The 20700-nt window shown below is 58.1% G+C and carries 19 protein-coding genes and 1 tRNA gene; 7 read left to right on the forward strand and 13 right to left on the reverse strand.

Annotation, left to right across the window (positions count from 1 at the left end):
- The first annotated feature begins 40 nt into the window (after positions 1-40).
- Entirely contained in the window at positions 41-532 is a 492-nt protein-coding gene (coaD, locus tag CLV87_RS10650) for a pantetheine-phosphate adenylyltransferase (protein WP_099245150.1), read from the forward strand.
- A gap of 26 nt (positions 533-558) precedes the next feature.
- Here the strand turns inward: coaD and CLV87_RS10655 are convergent, their stop codons facing one another.
- Positions 559-918 carry a hypothetical protein gene (locus CLV87_RS10655; RefSeq protein WP_099245152.1) on the reverse strand — a complete coding sequence of 120 codons (360 nt, stop codon included), beginning with the start codon at positions 916-918 and terminating at the stop codon, positions 559-561.
- Positions 919-1183: 265 nt separating this feature from the next.
- On the opposite strand from CLV87_RS10655, the gene CLV87_RS10660 reads away from it, so the two are divergent.
- Positions 1184-1417 carry a hypothetical protein gene (locus tag CLV87_RS10660; protein ID WP_133840752.1) on the forward strand — a complete coding sequence of 78 codons (234 nt, stop codon included), beginning with the start codon at positions 1184-1186 and terminating at the stop codon, positions 1415-1417.
- A 75-nt stretch (positions 1418-1492) separates the two neighbouring features.
- Here CLV87_RS10660 and gap read toward each other — a convergent pair whose 3' ends face one another.
- The 5 genes from gap to CLV87_RS10680 form a co-directional block, all read right to left on the reverse strand.
- Positions 1493-2494, reverse strand: coding sequence for a type I glyceraldehyde-3-phosphate dehydrogenase (gene gap / locus CLV87_RS10665; RefSeq protein WP_099247660.1), 1002 nt, complete (start codon positions 2492-2494; stop codon positions 1493-1495).
- Between the two features lie 138 nt (positions 2495-2632).
- Entirely contained in the window at positions 2633-3124 is a 492-nt protein-coding gene (locus CLV87_RS10670) for a tail fiber domain-containing protein (protein ID WP_099245156.1), read from the reverse strand.
- A 117-nt stretch (positions 3125-3241) separates the two neighbouring features.
- Positions 3242-3385 (reverse strand): hypothetical protein, encoded by a 144-nt coding sequence (locus CLV87_RS23850; RefSeq protein WP_166652729.1) that lies wholly within the window; start codon positions 3383-3385, stop codon positions 3242-3244.
- Positions 3386-3468: 83 nt separating this feature from the next.
- The gene (locus CLV87_RS10675; protein ID WP_099245158.1) at positions 3469-3927 is read right to left on the reverse strand and encodes a disulfide bond formation protein B; all 459 of its coding nucleotides are present in this window, start codon (positions 3925-3927) and stop codon (positions 3469-3471) included.
- Positions 3924-4502, reverse strand: a complete 579-nt coding sequence (locus tag CLV87_RS10680) for a YqaA family protein (protein WP_099247662.1) — start codon at positions 4500-4502, stop codon at positions 3924-3926. The genes CLV87_RS10675 and CLV87_RS10680 overlap by 4 nt, the downstream gene beginning before the upstream one ends.
- A gap of 136 nt (positions 4503-4638) precedes the next feature.
- Here CLV87_RS10680 and CLV87_RS10685 point away from each other — a divergent pair.
- Positions 4639-4724: transfer RNA gene (locus CLV87_RS10685), tRNA-Leu, on the forward strand.
- A 94-nt stretch (positions 4725-4818) separates the two neighbouring features.
- Here CLV87_RS10685 and CLV87_RS10690 read toward each other — a convergent pair.
- Positions 4819-5535, reverse strand: coding sequence for an FkbM family methyltransferase (locus tag CLV87_RS10690; protein ID WP_099245160.1), 717 nt, complete (start codon positions 5533-5535; stop codon positions 4819-4821).
- A 1087-nt stretch (positions 5536-6622) separates the two neighbouring features.
- On the opposite strand from CLV87_RS10690, the gene CLV87_RS10695 reads away from it, so the two are divergent.
- From CLV87_RS10695 to CLV87_RS10705, 3 genes are all read left to right on the forward strand, one after another.
- Positions 6623-10726, forward strand: a complete 4104-nt coding sequence (locus CLV87_RS10695; protein ID WP_099245162.1) for an Ig-like domain-containing protein — start codon at positions 6623-6625, stop codon at positions 10724-10726.
- A 336-nt stretch (positions 10727-11062) separates the two neighbouring features.
- Entirely contained in the window at positions 11063-12019 is a 957-nt protein-coding gene (locus CLV87_RS10700; protein ID WP_166652730.1) for a GlxA family transcriptional regulator, read from the forward strand.
- Between the two features lie 20 nt (positions 12020-12039).
- Positions 12040-12465, forward strand: a complete 426-nt coding sequence (locus tag CLV87_RS10705) for a GFA family protein (protein WP_099245166.1) — start codon at positions 12040-12042, stop codon at positions 12463-12465.
- 17 nt (positions 12466-12482) lie between these two features.
- On the opposite strand, the gene CLV87_RS10710 is transcribed toward CLV87_RS10705, so the two are convergent.
- The 3 genes from CLV87_RS10710 to CLV87_RS10720 all read right to left on the reverse strand — a co-directional run bounded on the left by CLV87_RS10710 (position 12483) and on the right by CLV87_RS10720 (position 17122).
- The gene (locus CLV87_RS10710; RefSeq protein ID WP_099245168.1) at positions 12483-13091 is read right to left on the reverse strand and encodes a nucleotidyltransferase family protein; all 609 of its coding nucleotides are present in this window, start codon (positions 13089-13091) and stop codon (positions 12483-12485) included.
- A gap of 69 nt (positions 13092-13160) precedes the next feature.
- The gene (locus CLV87_RS10715) at positions 13161-15572 is read right to left on the reverse strand and encodes a GcvT family protein (RefSeq protein WP_099245170.1); all 2412 of its coding nucleotides are present in this window, start codon (positions 15570-15572) and stop codon (positions 13161-13163) included.
- 218 nt (positions 15573-15790) lie between these two features.
- Positions 15791-17122 (reverse strand): HlyC/CorC family transporter, encoded by a 1332-nt coding sequence (locus CLV87_RS10720; protein WP_099245172.1) that lies wholly within the window; start codon positions 17120-17122, stop codon positions 15791-15793.
- A gap of 85 nt (positions 17123-17207) precedes the next feature.
- On the opposite strand from CLV87_RS10720, the gene CLV87_RS10725 reads away from it, so the two are divergent.
- Positions 17208-18035: a metallophosphoesterase family protein gene (locus CLV87_RS10725; protein WP_099247664.1), complete on the forward strand. Its 828-nt coding sequence runs from the start codon at positions 17208-17210 to the stop codon at positions 18033-18035.
- Positions 18036-18102: 67 nt separating this feature from the next.
- Here the strand turns inward: CLV87_RS10725 and CLV87_RS10730 are convergent, their stop codons facing one another.
- From CLV87_RS10730 to CLV87_RS23855, 3 genes are read right to left on the reverse strand one after another with little or no spacing between them, the layout of a single operon-like run.
- A complete protein-coding gene (locus tag CLV87_RS10730) occupies positions 18103-19041 on the reverse strand; it encodes a site-specific tyrosine recombinase XerD (protein WP_099245174.1) in 939 nt (312 codons plus the stop codon).
- Positions 19038-20504 carry a hypothetical protein gene (locus tag CLV87_RS10735; RefSeq protein ID WP_099245176.1) on the reverse strand — a complete coding sequence of 489 codons (1467 nt, stop codon included), beginning with the start codon at positions 20502-20504 and terminating at the stop codon, positions 19038-19040. Before CLV87_RS10735 ends, CLV87_RS10730 begins: the two co-directional genes overlap by 4 nt.
- 10 nt (positions 20505-20514) lie before the next feature.
- Positions 20515-20664, reverse strand: a complete 150-nt coding sequence (locus CLV87_RS23855; RefSeq protein WP_166652732.1) for a hypothetical protein — start codon at positions 20662-20664, stop codon at positions 20515-20517.
- Positions 20665-20700 lie beyond the last annotated feature (36 nt).

The raw sequence follows: 20700 nt of genomic DNA on the forward strand, positions 1-20700 counted from the left end.
CGTGCGCGCAAGACGCACTTAGACAATTGGGGGACGCGCCATGCGCATCGGCCTTTATCCCGGTACTTTTGATCCCATCACTTATGGACATATCGACATCATCCGCCGTGGTGCTTCGCTGGTGGATCGCTTGGTGATCGGTGTCGCCATCAATCGCGACAAGGGGCCGATGTTCTCGCTCGAGGAACGCGTCGCGATGATCGAGGCGGAATGCGCGACCCTGTCCGAACAGACCGGGACCGAGATTGTGGTGCATCCGTTTGAAAACCTGCTGATCGATTGCGCCAAAGATGTCGGGGCATCGATCATCGTGCGCGGCTTGCGGGCTGTCGCAGATTTTGAATATGAATATCAAATGGTTGGCATGAACCGGGCGCTGGATGACAGTGTCGAAACCGTCTTTCTCATGGCCGAGGCGCGGCATCAGGCAATTGCCTCGAAACTGGTGAAAGAGATTTCGCGCCTGGGCGGTGACGTGTCCAAATTTGTACCGCCACGGGTGCTGGCGGCTTTGCAGGAACGTCACGGCTGAACGCGGATTGCATCCTTTGCGGCTCCTTATCGGTGCCGCAAAAACAGGATGCCGAACGTGATTTCTGTCAGAATCGCCAGCCAAATTCCCAGACCCACATAGCCGCGCAAAAATTCGAACAGACCTGTCGCAGCAAGACCAAACATCGCCGTAGCAATGCCAAGGCAAATGGCGGTGCGCGTTGGTGATGGGGTGGCAGTGCGTGCGAAATAGCTGATCACTGCAATGCCTGCGAAGAGCATCGCCGCCCGTCTGGCCAGAAAATCGCCAAGCGGATGGGGATCGAGCGCAAAGATCAGGTAGATCAGATTGGGATAAAGCAAAAGGCAGCCAAACAGAGTGGCGCAGAGCAGGGCGAAGAGTGTTGCGGTTTGTTGGAATGTCATTTGCGGCCTCGTCACTGTTACATGGCCTTAGGTGAAAGCTGTTTCACTCGCTTAGGCAATGTGACGATTTGAACGGGTTTGGGATGGAAATGCCAACGGAGGGTTGGTTGCAACTCTCCTGAAAGGTTATATTTTTCAGCGCTTTGGGCCGATACGGACCCAGTAGGGAATTGGAAACCATTTTTGTTTAATCTACTGGACATGCCATATTGCGTGCCCGGGGGGTGCGACGCTCTGATTGTTGGAGTGAACTATGGATGTCTTGATGACCCAGCGCCGCCCTTTGACGCGGCTGCAAAGGCCGGGTGCGACACAACCCGCAACGGCCAAGACCAGAACGACGACAGTAGAACCTGCTCTGCCTCCGCCTGAGGCGGTGCATATGTGGATGGGCCCGGTTTCGCCGGTGCAGTCCAGCGATGCGGATCGGGCAGGGCCGTCGGCCACCCGCGCGGCCCTGGCCTATAAGGCGGCAGCGACGGCGGTCAAAACCAAATAAGGCCGCCCCTTTGGGGACGGCCCGTTTTGTAAATCTGACAGGCCTGTCAATTTGACAGGCGTCTGGAAGGGCAGGTTAAATCAGCTTGCCCATGGCAACGGCTGTATCCGCCATACGGTTGGAGAAGCCCCATTCATTGTCATACCAGGTCAGGATGCGCACCATGCTGCCATCCATAACTTTGGTCTGATCGGTGGCAAAGATCGACGAATGCGGGTCGTGGTTGAAATCCATGCTGACCAGCTTTTTGTCGGTATATCCAAGGATACCTTTGAGCGGCCCATCAGCCGCAGCGCGAATGGCTGCGTTGATCTCGTCCACAGTGGTGTCGCGGGATGCTTCAAAGGTCAGATCCACAACTGAAACATTCGGTGTCGGTACGCGCACGGCAACCCCGTCCAGCTTGCCATTCAACTCGGGCAGAACCAGGCCAACCGCTTTGGCAGCCCCGGTCGAGGTCGGGATCATGCTCATCGCGGCGGCGCGGGCGCGGTAAAGATCCTTGTGCATGGTGTCCAGCGTTGGCTGGTCGCCAGTATAGCTGTGGATCGTGGTCATAAAGCCTTTGGTGATGCCGATAGTGTCGTTCAACACTTTAGCCACTGGCGATAGGCAGTTGGTGGTGCAGGAGGCGTTGGAGACAATCAGATCATCCGCTGTCAGCGCATCGTCATTGACACCAAAGACGATGGTCTTGTCCGCATCCTTGCCCGGGGCCGAGATCAGAACCCGTTTGGAGCCATTGTCCAGATGCGCTTGGCAGGCTTCTTTCGAAGTAAAGATGCCGGTGCATTCCAGAACAACATCCACGTCAGACCAGGGCAGGTCAGCCGGGTTGCGGATCGCGGTGACACGGATCGGGCCTCGGCCCACATCGATGGAGTCCTCGGTGGTGGTCACCTCTACCGGGAAACGGCCATGCACGCTGTCAAATTGCAGCAGGTGGGCATTGGTTTCGACCGGGCCCAGATCATTGATGGCGATTACGTCGATATCGGTGCGGCCACTTTCGATGATGGCGCGCAGGATATTGCGGCCAATGCGGCCAAAGCCATTGATGGCGACTTTAACGGTCATGAGGAGGTCCCCCTTGTGGGCCAGATGTTGGCCGGTCATTGCTGGATAGCTCTGTTACCGCTAACAACCAAAGGCCCGACAAAAAGTCAAGGGGAAGCTGGCCGCGAATTCGCGGCTTTGTGAGACGGCTTGAATCGCTTAGGACGGCAGGCCCAAGACGGTGTTACCCGCGCTGATCATCGCCTGCATGTTTGAGAGTTTCACCCCAAGACGTGTGTAATCCACCCGCAGATAGCCGTCTTCGCCGCGATGGACCGCATGGGCAAAACGTGGATCTTGCAGCAAGTCGTCAGCAATCACCCCAACAAAGCCGTCCTTTTGGCCATGATAGCGAAATGCATAGAGGCGTAGCCCGTTATCCAGTGTCTCCAGATAGGTTACATCTGTCTTGAGCCGTGTGTCCGAGACAACCGCCGTGTCGCCATAGCCGGAGTCTGAGCTGCCAGATCCTCCGCCTTGGGCGGCAATGATACCTCCGACAATCAAGAACCCGATCGCGGCGCAGATGCCGGGGTTTTGATCGCAATAGGGCACGCCGCTGGACAGGCTGATCCCGCAGGCAGAGGTCAGGAGCAAAGCGGTGCCGGTCAAACCGGCGCAAACTGTGTTGGATAGTTTTGGCAGTGTCATGGCTAATCCCCAAGATTCTAAAAATCCGGCGATGCCAGTAATTCATTCGGCCCCGCCGTATGCAAAGGCTAGCGACAGGCCTGCGGTCGGGCAACAGTTAATAAGTGACAGGCCGGGTCAGCGCCAGAAGGCAACCCAGTCCAAAAGGACAAAGAACTTGCGCCCCAGAAACAAAAGCGTTTCACCCCCGGCCAGAAAATAGTCCAGCCCGATGGCCGCCAGGATTGCCACGCCAAGGATGATTGCAAGCTGATTGCTCATGGCGGGCTCCGGATTGGTTGATTGGGTCACGGGTGTTGATGCCAGAGAGACAGGCAACTGTCACCCGTGATTTGTTGGGGATGTCAGGCTTTGCGCAGCGCGGCGGCAAAGAACAGCGCGGCGATCACAAAAGAAGCGGCGATATTGTAATTCGCCATGGAGAGGCCAAAGAGCTCCCACGGGATTTCGTCGCAGCGCACCAAAGGGGCAGCCATGATCTGTTCGAGCAATTGTTCAGGGGTCAATCCGCCAACCGGGTTTGACGTGCAGGTGTCCGGACCTTCCCAGATTTTGCGCTCAACTCCAGAATGATAAATCGCGATGATCCCCGAGGCCAACGCGCCAAGACCGGCGAGACCCGCCATCAGGCGGGGTAAGAGGATCAGCCCCAAAACACCAAACCCGATGCCGGCGAAATGGCCATAGCGCTGCCACCAGCACATGGCGCAGGGCGGCATGTCACCGATATATTGGAACCCATAAGCGCCAAGGATCAGGCCTGTGCAGCCAAGTGTGCCCAAAAGGATCAAAGTGCGTGTCATATGTATCTCACCAATAGGAAGCCGCCGAGCAAAATCGCGACAAAGAGGATAAAGACAAGGCCCAAACGCCGTTCGATGAAATCACGAATGGGTGATCCAAAGCGCCGCAGCAAGGCCGCCACGATAAAGAAGCGCAGCGCGCGCGCAATGATCGAGGTCACGATAAAGGTGCCCATCGGCATGGCCGTCCAGCCGGACATGATCGTGATGACCTTATAAGGGAAGGGGGTGATACCAGCGGTGAGCACGGCCCAGAACCCGACATTGTTGAACTTTTCGTTGAACTCGGCCATCGACTCCGCCTTGCCGAGGCTTTCCAGGATCGGTGCGCCGATGCTTTCATAGAAAAAGAACCCGATCCCATAGCCCAGCAACCCGCCCAGCACACTGGCCAAGGTGGCAACACCGGCAATCAGCCAGGCGCGATGCGGCGCGGCGATCACCATGGGGATCAGCAACACATCCGGTGGAATCGGAAAGACCGAGCTTTCGACAAAGGCGACAGCGGCCAGGATCCACAGCGCATATTTGTGTTCGGCCTGGGCCATGGTCCAGTCATAAAGGCTGCGCAACATTGGCGGTTCTTCCCTTGGTAGGCGGGTGTTTCGCGGGTCAAAGACCACGTGCGAAAACAAGCGTCAAGTCATGCGATTAAACATGCGCTTTGCCTCTTTACCTCCTTCGCCGAGGGCGCTAAACGACTAGGACGCTGCCCAAGTGGCGGAATGGTAGACGCAGGAGATTCAAAATCTCCCGCCTTCACGGGCGTGCCGGTTCGAGTCCGGCCTTGGGTACCAACCTATCCGGTTGGAAACAAAGAAACCCGCCTCATCTGAGGCGGGTTTCTTTGTGTTTTATGGGCCGCATGTTTGGACCTGAGCGCGCGACGCTTTAGGTCGTGGCGTGGATGTCAAAGAAATTGCCCGGCCACATCACCGTTTCATAGGTCTTGATGTGATTGATCGTTTCCCAAACCTCGCGGATCTCGTCAAAATCACACCATTTTGGTCCCGGCACCTCTTTGCCAAAGAAGCCTGACGCATGTTGGAAGACATGGTTCTCAACATAGTTGCCTTCCAAAGCGGGGTTCGGGGCCTTGAAGTTGAACAGGATGGTCTGGTTGACGAACTTGAACTTGGTGTAGCCCAGTTGATGATGCAGATACTCGACGATCTCAAAGAAATAGCATTCCGCTGAAATGTATTTGGGTCGCGTTTCCACTGTGAAACTGCGCAAGAAGGGAATTTCTTGCCGTTCAATGTCGATCTTGCAGTAATAAACCTCGCCAACCTTTGAGACGATGTCCTGCCAGTTGGTTGATTTGACGGTGATGCTTTCACCACGCTTTTCTGCGACCTCCTGGGGCAGAACCATGTTGCCACCGGGATTATGCGGGTTCACCCATAGGGTCACATCCTCGCCCGCTGTTTCGGTGGCCGCTGCCTGCATGATTTCAAGCTGGCCTGATTTCAGCTCTTTCTTGAAACGTTTACGTGCCTGATCCGCATTGGATGGGAGGGCTTCGATCGACAATACCTTGAAGCCTTTTTTCAGGTAGAAATCGGTATCGTTGCCTTCACACATGCCAACATCGACAATCTGCTTCATACTTTACGCCTTTCTTTCCAAACTTTTCTCGTTGAGTTGTTTTGAATTGTCACCTGGCGGCCACCGGCCATTATTGACGGTCCCAATATGGACAGGTCGAAAATGTCAGTTGGCCTGCTTTCACGACACGCCGATGGCAGCGGCGCGTGGGAAAGGTGTGACAGATCTTTGAATAGGTCCCCCGTTGATCAATGTGCCCCTGTTGAGGGCGGTGTCTTGTCGACTTGAATTGAAACAACCATACGAAGATTTGTGCGGAAAGATACAGCGTGGGCCGGTTCGAGACAGAAAGTTTGCCCTTTTGAGGGGCGTGTTGCCGCTTGGTGTAGTCTTTGCGCAATCGGTGGGGGAGCTGAGACCAAGAGCGGGCCTGTATGGCTGGCCCGGGCACGAATCAAACCGCAATTCTCTTTAGATTTATAAAGAATGATTCGCATTTTGTGCAGCTTCAAAAAGGGCGATTATGGCCAATATTGTGCCACAGAGGTTATTGGTTCAGGATCTGGAACAAAGTTTGCCGCAATTGCAAAACAGCTTGAGCGACCATAAGCCATTGAGCGGTATCGGCTGATTGTTGCCAATCTCGAGACATTGCAAAACCAGGTTCGACCGAATTCGCCTCGAAAACGCTTAAAATTGGCGATTTTGCCAGATTTCATTGCGGCTTTTGCAAGGCGAGTGGAAACAATTTTTCTACAACCTTCGGAAAAATCGGGCGTTTTCAGGGGTTTTTTCCACAGGCACGTCGCAGCCATTGCCCCGTTTGCGCCATTTTTTCCTTTTGAGAGGCGGCCGTTCGCAGTATCAATAGGTCAAGCCCAACTGGGGGGTGAAGACATAGGCCACGGGGGCGGCCGCTGAACTGTTGCGCATCAAATTGGGTGCGAAGTGAAGCGTAGGGCGCATTGCGTCCGTGCCGCATTAGGCGTTCTTCGTCCGCGTAAAAAAACGTGGGCAGAGGCAGCGCGAAACACTTCGCATACAGACAGGCGCGACGAGCGTAATTGAAACGGGCAGTGCCGGTGGCATTGCCTCCCGCTTTTGCGGAAGGGGCAAGCCCCCGTCTGGAGTATGGAAAGGTCTGACTATGGCTGACTTGGTATTGGATTGGGGTGCCCTTGGCGTTTACGGCACCGCGCTGGCAGACACCGCGCCAGGAGATGTTACAACAACCGTGGATACTGGCGGCGTTGCCGTTGATATCTCTTTTGATGGTCAAGATGCAGGGGCCGAGGCGTTCACCTTCAATGGTGAAGGTTACGTCGCCGGGGATGAAACATTCGACCCGATGTCGCATCTGAAGCTGTTTGGTGACGGTGGCGATGGCGGTGCAACCCCATCCGCGACCTCGACCACGGTTCTGGACTTCCGCGCACTAAACACTGAGCTTTACACTGACAATGTTCAGGATGTCAGCTTCCGTCTGAATGACGTTGATGCAGGCACGGGCGGCGACCTGGGTGCAGCAGGCGTTGATTTCGAAGATGTCGTGACCATCAACGCCTATGATGCCGACGGAAACCCGGTTCCGGTTACAATGACACCTGCGGGCAGCGCCTCGGTCAGCGGAAGCACCGTTGATGGCAACACCCCATCCGAATTCACCGATCCCACAGGTTCGGTTCTTGTGAATATCGCGGGCCCAGTATCGCGTATCGAGATCGTTTATGAAAACGGTGGCGAAAGCGAGCAGGCGGTTCTGATCTCTGACGTTGAATTCTCGACCGTTGATGTGACAGACGAAAACAGCGACCCGGATGCGGTGGATGACAGCGACAGTACCATTATGGATACGGCCGTGACCATTGACGCGCTGGCCAATGACACCGATCCAGAAAGCGATCCGCTGAGCGTGACCGGCAATACCGATCCGGCCAATGGCACGGTTGTCGATAATGGCGACGGGACCTTTACCTATACGCCGGATGCTGGGTTCACCGGAACCGACACGTTTGAATACACCATCACCGATGGCAATGGTGGCACCGATACCGCGACCGTGACCATTGATGTTACCGAGACCGGTGGCAACACCGATCCGCTGGCTGCTGATGATGCGGATACAACCACGGTTGATACGCCAGTCACCATTGACGTGCTGGGCAATGACGTTGACCCAGAATCCGACCCTCTGACCGTGACCGGCACCACAGATCCGGCCAATGGCTCGGTTGTTGTAAATGCGGATGGCACTGTAGATTACACGCCGGATAGCGGTTTTGTTGGCACCGACACGTTTGATTACACCATCAGCGATGGCAATGGCGGCACAGACACTGCAACTGTGACTGTGACGGTTGCCGATGACGGTGGTAACCTGCCACCCGTTGCGGATGATGACAGCGCGACCACAACCGAAGACACTGGCGTACGTATCTATGTGCGCGGCAATGACACAGACCCGGATGGCGATGACACAGCGCTGACCATCACCTCGGTTGATGATCCGACCAATGGCACAGCAACCATTGATCCGGTGGACGGCACTATTATCTACACGCCTGATCCTGGCTTCACCGGGACCGAGACCTTTGATTACACAGTCACTGATCCTGATGGGGCCACTGATACGGCCACTGTGACCGTGACTGTGACTCCGGATGGGGATGAGAACGATCCTCCTGTGGCGGTTGATGACACGGCTGTCACCGAAGAAGGTACACCGGTTACCATCGACGATCCTGCTGCCAACGACAGCGATCCAGATGGCGATCCGCTGACTGTCACTGGTGTGGGTACGCCAACCAATGGTACCGCCACTTTGAACCCGGATGGCACTGTGACCTATACTCCGGTTGACGGCTTTACCGGTGATGACACCATCCCATACACTGTGGATGACGGGAATGGCGGCACCGATACCGGTGAGATCGTTGTGACCGTGACCCCAGAGGGTGACGAGAACGAAGCACCTGATGCGGTGGATGACACAGCCACCACACCCGAGGGTACGCCTGTCACCATCGATGATCCGTCGGCCAACGATACCGATCCAGATGGCGATCCGCTGACCGTGACCGAAGTGGGCACGCCAACCAACGGCACCGCCACTCTGAACCCGGATGGCACTGTGAGCTATACACCGGATGATGGCTTTACCGGTGATGACACCATCCCATACACTGTGGATGACGGGAACGGTGGCACCGATACCGGTGAGATCGTTGTGACTGTGACACCAGAAGACGAGAACGAGGCTCCAACGGCTGTTGATGACACCGCGACCACGCCCGAGGGCACGCCGGTTGTTATTGACGATCCTGCAGCCAACGACGAAGACCCGGATGGCGATCCGCTGACCGTGACCAGTGTGGGTGATCCGACCAACGGCACCGCCACTCTGAACCCGGATGGCACTGTGACCTATACGCCGGATGATGGCTTTGTTGGTGAGGACACGATCCCTTACACCGTGGATGACGGCAATGGTGGCACCGATACCGGTGAGATCGTTGTGACCGTCGAGCCCGAAGAAGGCCGTATTGACACAGACGTCTTCCCAGTTGCTCCGGGCCTGCAGCCGCTTGATCCGTTGAACGGCTTCGACGAAGACCCGGATCCAATGGATGATCTGGACTCCATCGACGGCACTTCGGGCGCTGACACCATCGCAACCGGAGATGATGCGGATACCATCAATGCCGGTGGTGGCGATGACAGCATCTTGCCTGGTATTGACGATGACCTTGTCAACCTGGGCGGCGGTGACGACTATGTGTTCGATCTGCAAGGCGCGGATACCATCCTGGGCGGGTCGGGCGACGACACCATCCTGGCGGGCATCGACACCTTCTCGGATTATCCGAATGACGATCCGGCCTTTGGTCCTGGCACGCCTCTGGCAGGTCTCGGCTTTGACCGCGATCCGAACCCGGATGATGGTCGTGACAGCATTCAGGGCAACCTGGGCAATGACTCGATTGTGACTGGTGACGATGACGACACCATCGACGGTGGCGGCGACAATGACACCATTGACGCCGGTATCGATGATGACCTCGTCATGGGTGGTCAGGGTGATGACTCGATCCTAGGTGGTCACGGGTCCGATACGCTGGATGGCGGTCAGGGCAATGACTTCATCGACGGGTCTGCTCCGGCCTCGCTTGAGATTGACGATGAGACCGATCCGAACAGTGAAAACGACCGTGACTCCATTGATGGCGCGCTGGGCGACGACACCCTGCTGGGTGGCGACGACGATGACACGCTGATCGGTGGCTCTGGTGAAGATCTGCTGGACGGTGGCATTGACGAAGACTTGCTCATGGGTGGCGGCGATGACGACACCTTGCTGGGCGGCGATGGCAATGACACGCTGAACGGTGGTGACGGTGACGATAGCATCCGTGGTGGTGCCGATCGTGACATGATCCAGGTCGATAGCGCACCTGCGGGTATCGGTGACACTGTAGACGGTGGTGCAGAAGGGGACGACCATGACATTCTGGATCTGGGTGGCGTTGGCGAGCGCGATGTTGACTGGCGTATCGCTGATGGCGCGACACCGGACAGCAATGGTAACGGTCTCGACGGCACGATCGAATTCCTCGACGGGGCAGGCAATGTCACCGGCACCATGGAATTCTTCGAGATCGAAGAGATCGTCTGCTTTACGCCGGGCACGCTGATTGCGACCCCATCGGGTGAGCGTCTGGTCGAAGACCTTCAGGAAGGTGACCGTGTCATTACCCGTGACAACGGCATTCAGGAAATCAAGTGGCTGGGCCGCAAGGACCTGACCGGGCATGATCTGGCGCGCAAGCCTCACTTCAAGCCGATCCTGATCCAGAAGGGCGCGCTGGGCAACAACCTGCCAGAGCATGACCTGCTGGTCTCGCCAAACCACCGCGTGCTGGTCGCCAATGACAAGACCGCTCTGTACTTTGAAGAGCGCGAAGTTCTGGTTGCCGCCAAGCACCTGACCGGTCTGGACGGTGTGGATGAGGTCGAAAGCCTCGGCGTGAGCTATATCCACATCATGTTCGAGAACCATGAGGTGATCCTGTCGAACGGGGCCTGGACCGAAAGCTTCCAGCCGGGTGACTACAGCCTCAAAGGTATCGGCAACGCCCAGCGTCAGGAGATCTTTGAACTGTTCCCCGAGTTGGAGCATGCGGAAGGTCTGAAAGCTTATGGCTCGGCGCGTCGTTCGCTGAAGAAGCATGAGGCGGCTCTGCTCACCAAGTAAGTTGGCCAAGTAATCGCTGAATATGCAGCACGGCCCCTGCCAAGGTGGTGGGCCGGGACGGGGCGGCCCTTGGGGCTGCCCCTTCTGCGTTTTTGGTTCGGCGGGGTTTGCGCCTGCGGCGGGCGGGGGAGGGGCGTCGTCATTGTCGCTCGGACCAATGGCGCAACAATGACGACCCTCTTGGCCTGCGGCCAATTCACCCCGGGATACTTGGGGCCCAAAGAAGCCTTGGGCGCGCGTGATATTCCGTTGCGGTTTTGCGGGCAAGTCATTGCTTTGGCTTGGGGAATGTGGTTCGGTTTCTATTGGACAACCTCAAGCAAAAGGATGCCTCGCGTGGAGCAACAGACAGCGCAACATTTCCATTTCATCCTGATGGAACGCTATCAATTGCTGTCGTTGGTCTCAGCCTTGGAGGTGTTGCAAAACGCCAATTACACGGCTGAGCGAAGCTTGTTCACCTGGTCGTTTCACGCGCCTGGGGACACGCCGGTGTCAACTTTGGGCAGCTGTGAATTCCCCTGTGCGCCATTGGAGGCGATCAAAGCCCCAACTGAGGTGGTTGTTGTGGGCGGCACAACAATCGCGGCGCTGAGCAATGCCAAGCTCAACGCCTGGCTCGCGCGCCATGTTCGGCAAGGGGTGCGCCTGTCAGCATTAGCGACGGGGGCCTTTGTTTTGGCAAGCGCCGGGATGGCGGGTGGGGATGCGCCAACGCTGCATTGGCAGTTCCGTGACACCTTTCGCGAGCGGTTTCCCGAGATCGAGCTGAGCACCAAGCCATTTGTGGCTGAGGGCAATCGTTGTTCCAGCTCAGGCGGCGTGTCGGCCATCGATCTGTTTCTACGTTTTGTTGCGGATTACCATGGCGAGGCGTTTGCCACGCGTGTTTCTGAATCGATGAACTATGTCACCATGCAACAGGTGCAGCAGGTGGCGTCGGCCGAGGCCTCGGCGCGCAGCCGGGTCAAGAACCCTGCGGTCCTGACCGCCTTGGAGATGATGGAGGGCAATCTGGAACACCCCATCACCCCGCCGCAAATCGCCCAGGAAATCGGCGTGTCGACGCGGCAATTGGAACGATTGTTCAACAAATATCTCGGGCAAAGTCCGAAACGCTATTACATGCATTTGCGCCTGCGCCGGGCCTATTTCCTTTTGACCCAGACCAATATGCCGGTCATTGAGGTCGCATTGGCCTGCGGGTTTCAATCGGCTGGCCATTTCGCCAAGTGTTTTCGCGCGGAATTTGGCCAGACGCCAACGGAGTTGTTGAAGGCTTGGGGCGTTTAGCGTGACTATCGAGGTAGTTTATGGAAAAGGTTTTTCAGGGGCAGTGTTTATGTGGGGCAGTGCGCTATGAGGCGCGGGGCCGGCCTGTGGTTGTGGCGCAATGCCATTGCGAAGAATGTCGCAAGATCAGCGGGACAGGTCACAGTATCGGCGCGATGTTTGCAAAATCTGATGTGAATTTGTCGGGGCAGGTGCATGAATACAAATACATGTCGGCGCGCGGGTCTGAAGTAACCAAAGCCTCATGCCCGATTTGCGCCTGTCAGATCTATGGCTGCAACACCCTGTCCGAGGATCACATGACTTTGACCCTTGGCAGTATGGATGACGCGCAGGATCTAGCGGTCGACGTGGTGATCTTTGAGCGTGACAGGCCCGAATGGGATCAATTGGGCGAAGGCGTGATGTGTTTTCACACACAACCTGATTGGAGCCCGGATAGCTGACAGCCCGATACTCGGATTTAGACCAAAGCCACCTGTTCGGCGCGCCAATCGGCCCAGGCTTCGGGCGTGTCGAGATCTGTGAGCGCGTTATCACCGGGCAGGGCGACACGGCGCAGGCGATAGCTGTTATCCTTGACCACCTGCCGCGCGCCCTGATCGCCCTCAAGCGCCATGAGCGCGGTAAAGCAATCTGCGGGAAACAGCACGGGATGGCCGGGTGTGCCGTCTTCGGTTGTGGCCTGTTGCAGGGTTGGGTGCGGCTCGTTCAGGAACCCCTGATAGACCGTCAACAGGTCCTCGGTGGTCAGGTCCGGCATATCCGCAGGCAGGATCATCACCGCCTTGAGATTGCGCGGCAACATGCCCACCCCGCGACGCAGTGAGGCAGACATGCCAAGCGCCGCGTCCGGCACCGCGACCATCTGCACGGGCAGGCCCTGCAAGGCCTCGGCGCGGGGGTGATCATAGTCGGGCAGGGTGACGCAAACATGCGCACCGGTGGCCAAGGCCATTTCAACCTGACGGCGCAGCAAAGCGACGCCGTCAATCTCTTGCAACAATTTGTCCTGGCCCCGCATCCGTCGGCTGGCTCCGGCGGCGGGAATCACAATGGCGATATCAAGCATGGCGGGACCATACAGCAAGATGGCACAATCCCTCAGAGAAATCTTTTGACGCCTCTCCTTTGGGTTGTGTTAACCACGCATCCTCGCCCCGTCTTGATCAAAGAGAGGTTCGGGCAAAAGCGTCGCTTTACACATGTTTCCAAGCACTTCCACCTCGGCCTTCATGTCTGATGAGACCAGCGCTCGGGGTACCAAAGCCAGGGCAACGGACTTGCCCAGATGGTGCGAATACCCGCCGGAAGTGCAGAACCCCTGTACCTTTCCATCAATCCAGACCGGTTCATAGGCGTTTACATCCGCATCCTCGGCCTCGATTTCAAAGGCGACCGATACCCGTTCAGGCGGCGCGCTGCGTTCGGCTTCGGCGGCAGCGCGACCGATGAAATCGGTTTCTTTCTTCCAAGAAATAAAACGATCCAATCCGGTTTCGGCCGGGGTGTAGTCGGGGCTGAATTCACGCCCCCAGGAGCCAAAGAATTTGTCCAGACGCAGGCTCATCATGGCGCGCATGCCAAAGGGGCGGATGCCGAATTCTTGCCCGGCCTCCCACAGCACTTGCCAAAGTGCGCGTTGCTCCATCGCGTCGACATAGATTTCATATCCAAGGTCACCGGTATAGCTGACGCGCTGAACGATGGCGGTGGAAAGGCCAATCGTCAGTTGGCGCACATCCATGAACCGCATGTCCGAGACGTCTTCGCGCGTCACGGCCTGCAAGAGGTCGTGCGCCCGTGGTCCGGCGATCTGGAACCCGGTGCGCCGGTCCGAGACATTGTCGAGAGTGACCTCGCCGTCGGGTTCATGGCGCATGAACCAGCGCATGTGATAGGCCTGCGCGCCATACGATCCGGTGATCTGGAAATGGGTTTCGCTGAGGCAACTGACGGTGAAATCACCGATGATCCGACCTTGGGGCGACAGCATTGGCGTCAAAGACAACCGACCCGGGGCAGGGATGCGACCGGCCATCAGGCGATCAAGCCAGGCGCGGGCACCGGGGCCTTGCACGTCATATTTGCCAAAATTCTGCACCTCGTTGATGCCGACAGCGTTGCGCACGGCTGCGACTTCGCGCGCGGTGGCGTCAAAGGCGTTTGAGCGGCGGAAAGACGGCGTTTCATAGCGTGGCTCATCGCCCTCAGCGAAATAGTTGACCACCTCAAGCCCGTATTGCTGCCCCCAGACCGCGCCAATGTTGTCAAAGACGTCATACATCGGCGTGGTGCGCAGTGGGCGCGCGGCGGGCAGTTCTTCGTTGGGGTAGGACACGCTGAAACGGGTCTGATAATTCTCAATCACCTTGGGCAGCGTATAGCCCGGCGTGATCCAGCGCCCGTAGCGCGCCACATCCATCGCCGAAGTGTCGCGTTCGCATTCTCCGTCGACCATCCATTGCGCCAGCATCAGCCCAACACCGCCGCCCTGGCTGAACCCGGCCATGACGCCACAGGCGCTCCAATAACCGTGCAGGCCCGGGATCGGGCCGACCAGCGGGTTGCCATCGGGGGCAAAGGTAAACGGCCCGTGGATGACCGATTTCACCCCGGCGGTTTCCAAAACAGGGAAGCGTTTGTAGGCAAAGGCAATGCTGTCTTCGATCTTGTCAAAATCGTCGGGCAGCAATTCGTGACCAAAATCCCAAGGCGTGCCGTCAACCGCCCAAGGCCGACAAGGTTGTTCATAGAATCCAATGCACAGCCCGCGCCCTTCTTGACGCAGATAGCTTTCGCCGGACGGGTCCATCACATGCGGATGTTCGGTGCCGCGCTCATAGATCTCGGCGATCTCGTCGGTGACGATATATTGATGCTCCATCGGGTGCAGCGGCAGATAGACCCCGGCCATGGCTCCGACCTCGCGCGCCCATAGCCCACCGGCATTGACCACATGTTCGGTATGGATCGTGCCCTTGTCGGTGACCACATCCCAGGTGCCATCGGGGCGTTGGTTGGTTTCTATCACCTTGGTATGCGTGACAATTTCCGCTCCGCCCATGCGCGCGGCTTTGGCATAGGCATGGGTGGTGCCCGAGGGGTCAAGATGCCCATCCAAGGGGTCGTAAAGCGCGCCGATAATGCCATCGGTGTTGATGATCGGGGCAAATTCCTTGATCTGCTCGGGACCAAAGACCTCGGTTTCCAGCCCCATATAGCGGTGCTTGGCGCGTTCGGCCAACAGCATGTCAAAACGGTCCTGGTTATCCGCCAGGGTCAGCCCGCCAACATGGTGCAAGCCGCAAGACATGCCGGTGATCTCTTCGAGCTCTTTATAAAGGTTGATCGTATAGCCCTGCAGCGCCGCCATATTGGTGTCGCCATTCAGGGTGTGAAACCCACCCGCCGCGTGCCAGGTCGACCCGCTGGTCAACTCCGAGCGTTCAACCAGCATGACGTCAGACCAGCCCAATTTGGTCAGGTGATAGAGCACCGACGCCCCGACAACGCCGCCGCCAATGACAACTACTCTGCTCGTGGTTTTCATGAAATGCCCCCCGTATTGGCCTGAACACATGATCTTTATCGTGACCAGTTTAGGAGCGAATTGGCGCTTTAACGTGCCAGTCGCGACATGTTGTGTCGTGAACAGCGTGCGAATTGCCGGTTCGGAGCAGTTTTCCGAGCGGAAAGGACACCCAGCCCGAACCTGTAACCAGACGTATGGGCAGATTTGTTCAAGACCTAATGCAGGAGGCGCGCGCGTCAGCTTTCGCTTGTGGGGCGGGAAATCAGTGGGCGCACCTTGAGCAGGGTGATGCGATTGTTTTCTCGCTCCAGCACCTGGAAACGGAAATTGTGGAACGAGAAAACCTGACCCACGACCGGGATCATCTGCGCCTCGTGAATGACCAGACCGGCAACCGTATTGGCCTCATCATCGGGCAGTGTCCAATCCGTGGCGCGGTTAAAGTCGCGAATGGTCATCGCCCCTTCGATCAAGTAATCGCCATCCTCGGCGCGGCGGGTTGCCTGTGTCTCGTCCGGATCGAATTCATCGGTGATCTCGCCAACAATCTCCTCCAGAATGTCCTCGAGCGTGATCAGTCCCTCGAGCGAGCCATACTCATCCACCACCAGCGCAAAATGGGTGCGACGGCGCAGGAATTGCCGCATCTGATCGTCCAAAGATGTGGTGTCGGGCACAAAATAGGGGGTCATGGCCACATCGGTCACTTTGAACCCATGCAGCGCCCCGGCGGTGGTCTCGGCCTCGTCGATCAGCGCATACATGGCGCGCAGCAGATCCTTGGCATGGATCACACCAATGATGTTTTCGGGATCATCGCGAAAGACGGGCAGGCGGGTATGGCTGGATTGCAGACATTGTTCCAGAATGGCTTGGGGCGCGTCATCGGCATTGATCATCTCAATCCCCGAGCGGTGCAGCATGATTTCCTCAACCGTGCGTTCGGCCAGATCCAGCGCGCCCAGGATCCGGTCGCGGTCTTCCTTTTCGACCACGCCTTCGGAATGGCCCAGCTGCAGCGCCCCGGCGATCTCCTCGCGCACGGCAAGGATATGGCTGTCCGGGTCAATCTGAACGCCAAAGACGCGCAAAACGCCACGCACCAATAGGCGCACCGCCGCCACTACCGGGGCAAAGAGTTTGACCACCAGCGAAATAGGGCCCGCGACGCGCGCAGCGGCAGTTTCGGGATTGGTGATGGCATAGGTCTTGGGCAGCACCTCGGCAAAGATCAGCACCAAGAGTGTCATCACCAAAGTCGCCAGCGCCACGCCGCTTTCGCCAAAGAGCCGCGTGAACAATGCCGTCGCCAGCGAGGTGGCCAGAATGTTGACCAGATTGTTGCCCAGCAAAACCGAGCCAATCAGACGCTCGCTATCCTCGGTGATGTCCAGCGCCACCGAAGCCCCGGTCGAGCCTTTGTCCTGCGCAGCCTTCAACTTGCCTCGCGACGCCGCGGTCAGAGCGGTTTCCGAGCCCGAGAAAAAGGCCGATAGGGTCAAAAGGGCCAGAATTGACAAGGATGTGATCCAAAAGGCGGTGTCAATCAGACTGGTCTCGGCTTCCATGCGTTTTGCTTTCCATTAAGGTTAGGGTGGTTATGGGGTGACAGACCCGTTCAATCAAGGGGAGCCGTGAATGGAAGCCTTTCACATGCAACATCTTTTTGATGATGATGCGCCGGTGCTGATTTTTGGCGGGCCCTATTCCAACCTGCAGGCGACCCAGGCGATGCGGGCCGAGGCATCGCGACATGGCATTCCCGCCGATCACTGCATCTGCACCGGCGATGTGGTGGCCTATTGCGGTGATCCGGTTGAGACCATCAACGAGATCCGCGATTGGGGCTGTGCCGTGATTGCGGGCAATTGCGAGAGGCAGTTGGCGGTCGGGGCGGATGATTGCGGTTGTGGCTTTGACGAAGGGTCAACCTGCGATTTGCTCTCGGTCGGCTGGTATCGACACGCCAATGCGCTGATCAATGAGGACGCGCGCGACTGGATGCGGGCCTTGCCCGATGCGGCGGTGTTCACCCATCAGAGGCAAAGCGCGGTGATCACCCATGGCGGTTTCACCAATATCAGCCGCTTCTTGTGGTCCGTGTCTCCGGAACAGGCGTTCCTCGAAGAATTGCAAACCCTTGCCGCCAAATCACCAGCCCATACCGCTCCGAATTGGATCTTTGCCGGTCACAGCGGCATTCCGTTTCAGCGCCAGATCGGTGCTTCTACCTGGGTCAATGCCGGCGTGATCGGCATGCCACCCCATGACGGCCAAACAGAGACGCGCTATGCCCTGTTGCAAGACGGGCAGGTATCTTTCCACTCTTTGACCTACGATGTCGACGCGGCCTACAATTCCATGATGACCGCTGGTCTGACCCAGGGCTACCACCAGGGCCTGACATCCGGCTACTGGCCCTCCGAAGATGTCCTCCCACCCACATTGCGACGACCGCCGCCCCTGGCTTCTTTGGGCTAACAATATCCCGGGGAGTCACAAGCTTGCTTGTGACGGGGCAGCGCCCCTAAGACTTTTCCAAAGTCTTCTATCCGTCCGAGGCATCCTGCGCCAAAGGGTGATGTTCCAGCACCAGCTCCTTCAACCGTTCCTCAAGCACATGGGTGTAGATCTCGGTTGTTGCGACATCCGCATGTCCCAGCAAGGTCTGGATCGCGCGCAGATCGGCCCCATTGGCCAAGAGATGCGTGGCAAAGGCGTGGCGCAGCGTGTGCGGCGTCACCTTTTCAGGTGACACGCCAGCTTCAACCGCAAATTCCTTGATCAACATGTAAAAGGCATGCCGCGTCAGATGGCCGGACTTGCCGCGTGACGGGAACAAAAACGCCGAGGCGGGTTTTCCTTTTTCCTCAGCTAGGGCCTGTTGCTCATCGCGCACCGACAGCCATTCAGCCAAAGCCATACGTGCGGGGGGCGAGAGCGGCACCATTCGTTCCTTGCCGCCCTTGCCACGCACCAGCAACATGCGCGGATCGCCTCGTGCGGCGGAGACCGGCAGAGACACCAGCTCGCTCACCCGCATCCCGGTGGCATAAAGAACCTGCATCAGGCAGGTGTTGCGCTGGCGTTCCTGTTTGCCGCGCCCATGGGCGCTGGCCGCCTCCAGCAAGCGGTCAACTACTTCGGTGCTCAGCGTCTTGGGCAGGCGTTTGTCGCGGCCCGGGCCGCTGACCTGGACGGCTGGATTATCCTCGCGAAACCCTTCTTCAAAGGCAAAACGATAAAGCTGTTTCAGGGCGGATAAACGCCGGGCGCGGGTGGCGCGTGACAGGCCCTGAACATCACAATCCACTAGGTAAGATTCCACATCCTGTTGCGAGGCGCTGGCAAAATCCTGTCCCTGATCGGCCAGCCAGCCTTCTACATGCACCAGATCGCGTTCATAGGCGGCCAAGGTGTTGGCCGCGGCCCCGCGCTCGGCGGCCATAGCGTCGAGAAAGCCGCTGATCCAGCGATCCGCGCTCATCGTCTTGCCCTTTCGGCATCCAGAATGACCAGTTGCAACGCGGCCTGACGGGCGCTGGATTCCAACCCAAGCGCGCGCAGGCTGGCCAAAGCATCGCTCAGATCCTGGCTATTGCCCTGCGCACCGCTGGAAAACAGTGCAATGGCGCGCAGGATGACTTCGCCCAGACGTCCGGCCTTGCTTTGCTCCTGCAAAGCAGGCGGCATTTGCGCATCCTCGGCAAACCCGGCGGCCACGGCCCGGACATGGGGCAGGTCAGGTAGATCGTTGCTGTCCGGGGCAAGGCCACGGGCGATGGCGGTGAAAAAGCGCACATCCGGCCTGTCCTGGGGCAATTGCTGCGCCAGTTCTTCGAATTTCGGTGACAGAAACGCTGCGCGCTGCGCCAATACCTGAGCGCGCCCTGACAGGTCTTGCGCGCTCAGCGCCTCGCCAAATAGATCGGCAAAGGTGTCCAGCAGGCGCGCGCTGCGCATCTGCGGCCAGACCCGGAGCAGCGTTTCCGACACCGTGTCAGAGCGTCCACGCAGCAGCGCATTTTCGAAATCCTGCAACGCGCTGACCCGATCCCAGACACCGCCGGAGGCAGCGGGTTGGCGAAGAGAATAGAGCCCGAGCAAGCGGTTAGGCGGCAGGCTGCCGACCCGTGCGAGACGTTCCGCTGCTTCGATCTGGGCGCGCCAACCATTGTCGCCGGGTAGGTCCAACACCGAGAACTGCAAGGGCAGCGGTGCGGTGGGCAAAGGTTCCCCCAATGCCTCGAACAGGCGGAATTCCAACGGGGTGGGGCGGACAGGGGGCAGAAGCGCCGGGCCACCTTCGGCAAATTCCGGGTCAAGGAAGCGGCTGAGCAGTTCAGCGCGGCGACCATCCAATTCACCCAACGTTTCAGCACTGCGCAGGATCAAGGCAGCGCGGTTCCAATCGCCGCTGCGCGCGGTGCAAAAGATGCGCAGCGAGAAATCCGCCGACAGGCGCGGGCGCGACAATAGCCGGCGGCAAACCGGGGCAGGATCGCCCACCAACAGGTTGAGATTGGCCCAGCGGGTGAACAGATCCGGCTCATCCGCGCCGACGATGTCGAGCATGGCCAAGGCTTCGTCAACCGCGCCGTTTTCCAGCAGCCAATCCAGACGCAGGACCAGATGATCGACACTTGCCTGACCATCGGCGGGTGGATCCGCCTCGGCCAGCATGAGGTTGCGCATCAGATCGCGCAGCGCCGGGACGGGGGGATCAATGGCCTTGACCAGATTGGACAGGGTTTCGGGGGACGAGCCGCGCCACAAGCTGGCAGGCAGGCCCGAGCGCGTGCTGGGCAGCAATCCGACCGCTCCGGGGCCAGGCGCATCCAGCGGCGCTGATTCGATTTTCGGCGGCAAAGCACTCTGCGCCACCGGGGCGTTTTGCGCCGCCGGGTTGGTTTGTGCGCTGGCCAGAACCGGCAAGAGCGCCAAGGTCAAAAAGAGGGCTCTATTTGGCATCCAGCTCAACAGGTAAATGAATTTCTTGTTGCGGCGGGCTGAAATCTGCCCCGAAAAACGGGCCGATATAGGCATATCCCACCAGCGCGATTGCGCCCAGCAGGGCCAGGATGAACAGCCATTTAATGATGCGCCCCATGCGTCTTGTTACCCCGCCTCGTGGTTTTTTAACGTT

Origin of the sequence: Pelagimonas phthalicica, assembly GCF_004364805.1 — a bacterium.
In the GTDB taxonomy this organism is placed as follows: domain Bacteria; phylum Pseudomonadota; class Alphaproteobacteria; order Rhodobacterales; family Rhodobacteraceae; genus Pelagimonas; species Pelagimonas phthalicica.

What these genes read in the sequence shown, in the direction of transcription:
- CLV87_RS10670 (WP_099245156.1), bottom strand. Translation starts at nt 3,124, where the DNA reads ATGACACTGCCAAAACTATCCAACACAGTTTGCGCCGGTTTGACCGGC.
- CLV87_RS10730 (WP_099245174.1), bottom strand. Translation starts at nt 19,041, where the DNA reads ATGAGCGCGGATCGCTGGATCAGCGGCTTTCTCGACGCTATGGCCGCC.
- CLV87_RS10725 (WP_099247664.1), top strand. Translation starts at nt 17,208, where the DNA reads ATGCAACATCTTTTTGATGATGATGCGCCGGTGCTGATTTTTGGCGGG.
- CLV87_RS23850 (WP_166652729.1), bottom strand. Translation starts at nt 3,385, where the DNA reads ATGAGCAATCAGCTTGCAATCATCCTTGGCGTGGCAATCCTGGCGGCC.
- CLV87_RS10690 (WP_099245160.1), bottom strand. Translation starts at nt 5,535, where the DNA reads ATGAAGCAGATTGTCGATGTTGGCATGTGTGAAGGCAACGATACCGAT.
- CLV87_RS10715 (WP_099245170.1), bottom strand. Translation starts at nt 15,572, where the DNA reads ATGAAAACCACGAGCAGAGTAGTTGTCATTGGCGGCGGCGTTGTCGGG.
- CLV87_RS10705 (WP_099245166.1), top strand. Translation starts at nt 12,040, where the DNA reads ATGGAAAAGGTTTTTCAGGGGCAGTGTTTATGTGGGGCAGTGCGCTAT.
- CLV87_RS10675 (WP_099245158.1), bottom strand. Translation starts at nt 3,927, where the DNA reads ATGACACGCACTTTGATCCTTTTGGGCACACTTGGCTGCACAGGCCTG.
- CLV87_RS10720 (WP_099245172.1), bottom strand. Translation starts at nt 17,122, where the DNA reads ATGGAAGCCGAGACCAGTCTGATTGACACCGCCTTTTGGATCACATCC.
- CLV87_RS10680 (WP_099247662.1), bottom strand. Translation starts at nt 4,502, where the DNA reads ATGTTGCGCAGCCTTTATGACTGGACCATGGCCCAGGCCGAACACAAA.
- CLV87_RS23855 (WP_166652732.1), bottom strand. Translation starts at nt 20,664, where the DNA reads ATGGGGCGCATCATTAAATGGCTGTTCATCCTGGCCCTGCTGGGCGCA.
- CLV87_RS10660 (WP_133840752.1), top strand. Translation starts at nt 1,184, where the DNA reads ATGACCCAGCGCCGCCCTTTGACGCGGCTGCAAAGGCCGGGTGCGACA.
- CLV87_RS10710 (WP_099245168.1), bottom strand. Translation starts at nt 13,091, where the DNA reads ATGCTTGATATCGCCATTGTGATTCCCGCCGCCGGAGCCAGCCGACGG.
- CLV87_RS10655 (WP_099245152.1), bottom strand. Translation starts at nt 918, where the DNA reads ATGACATTCCAACAAACCGCAACACTCTTCGCCCTGCTCTGCGCCACT.
- coaD (WP_099245150.1), top strand. Translation starts at nt 41, where the DNA reads ATGCGCATCGGCCTTTATCCCGGTACTTTTGATCCCATCACTTATGGA.
- gap (WP_099247660.1), bottom strand. Translation starts at nt 2,494, where the DNA reads ATGACCGTTAAAGTCGCCATCAATGGCTTTGGCCGCATTGGCCGCAAT.
- CLV87_RS10695 (WP_099245162.1), top strand. Translation starts at nt 6,623, where the DNA reads ATGGCTGACTTGGTATTGGATTGGGGTGCCCTTGGCGTTTACGGCACC.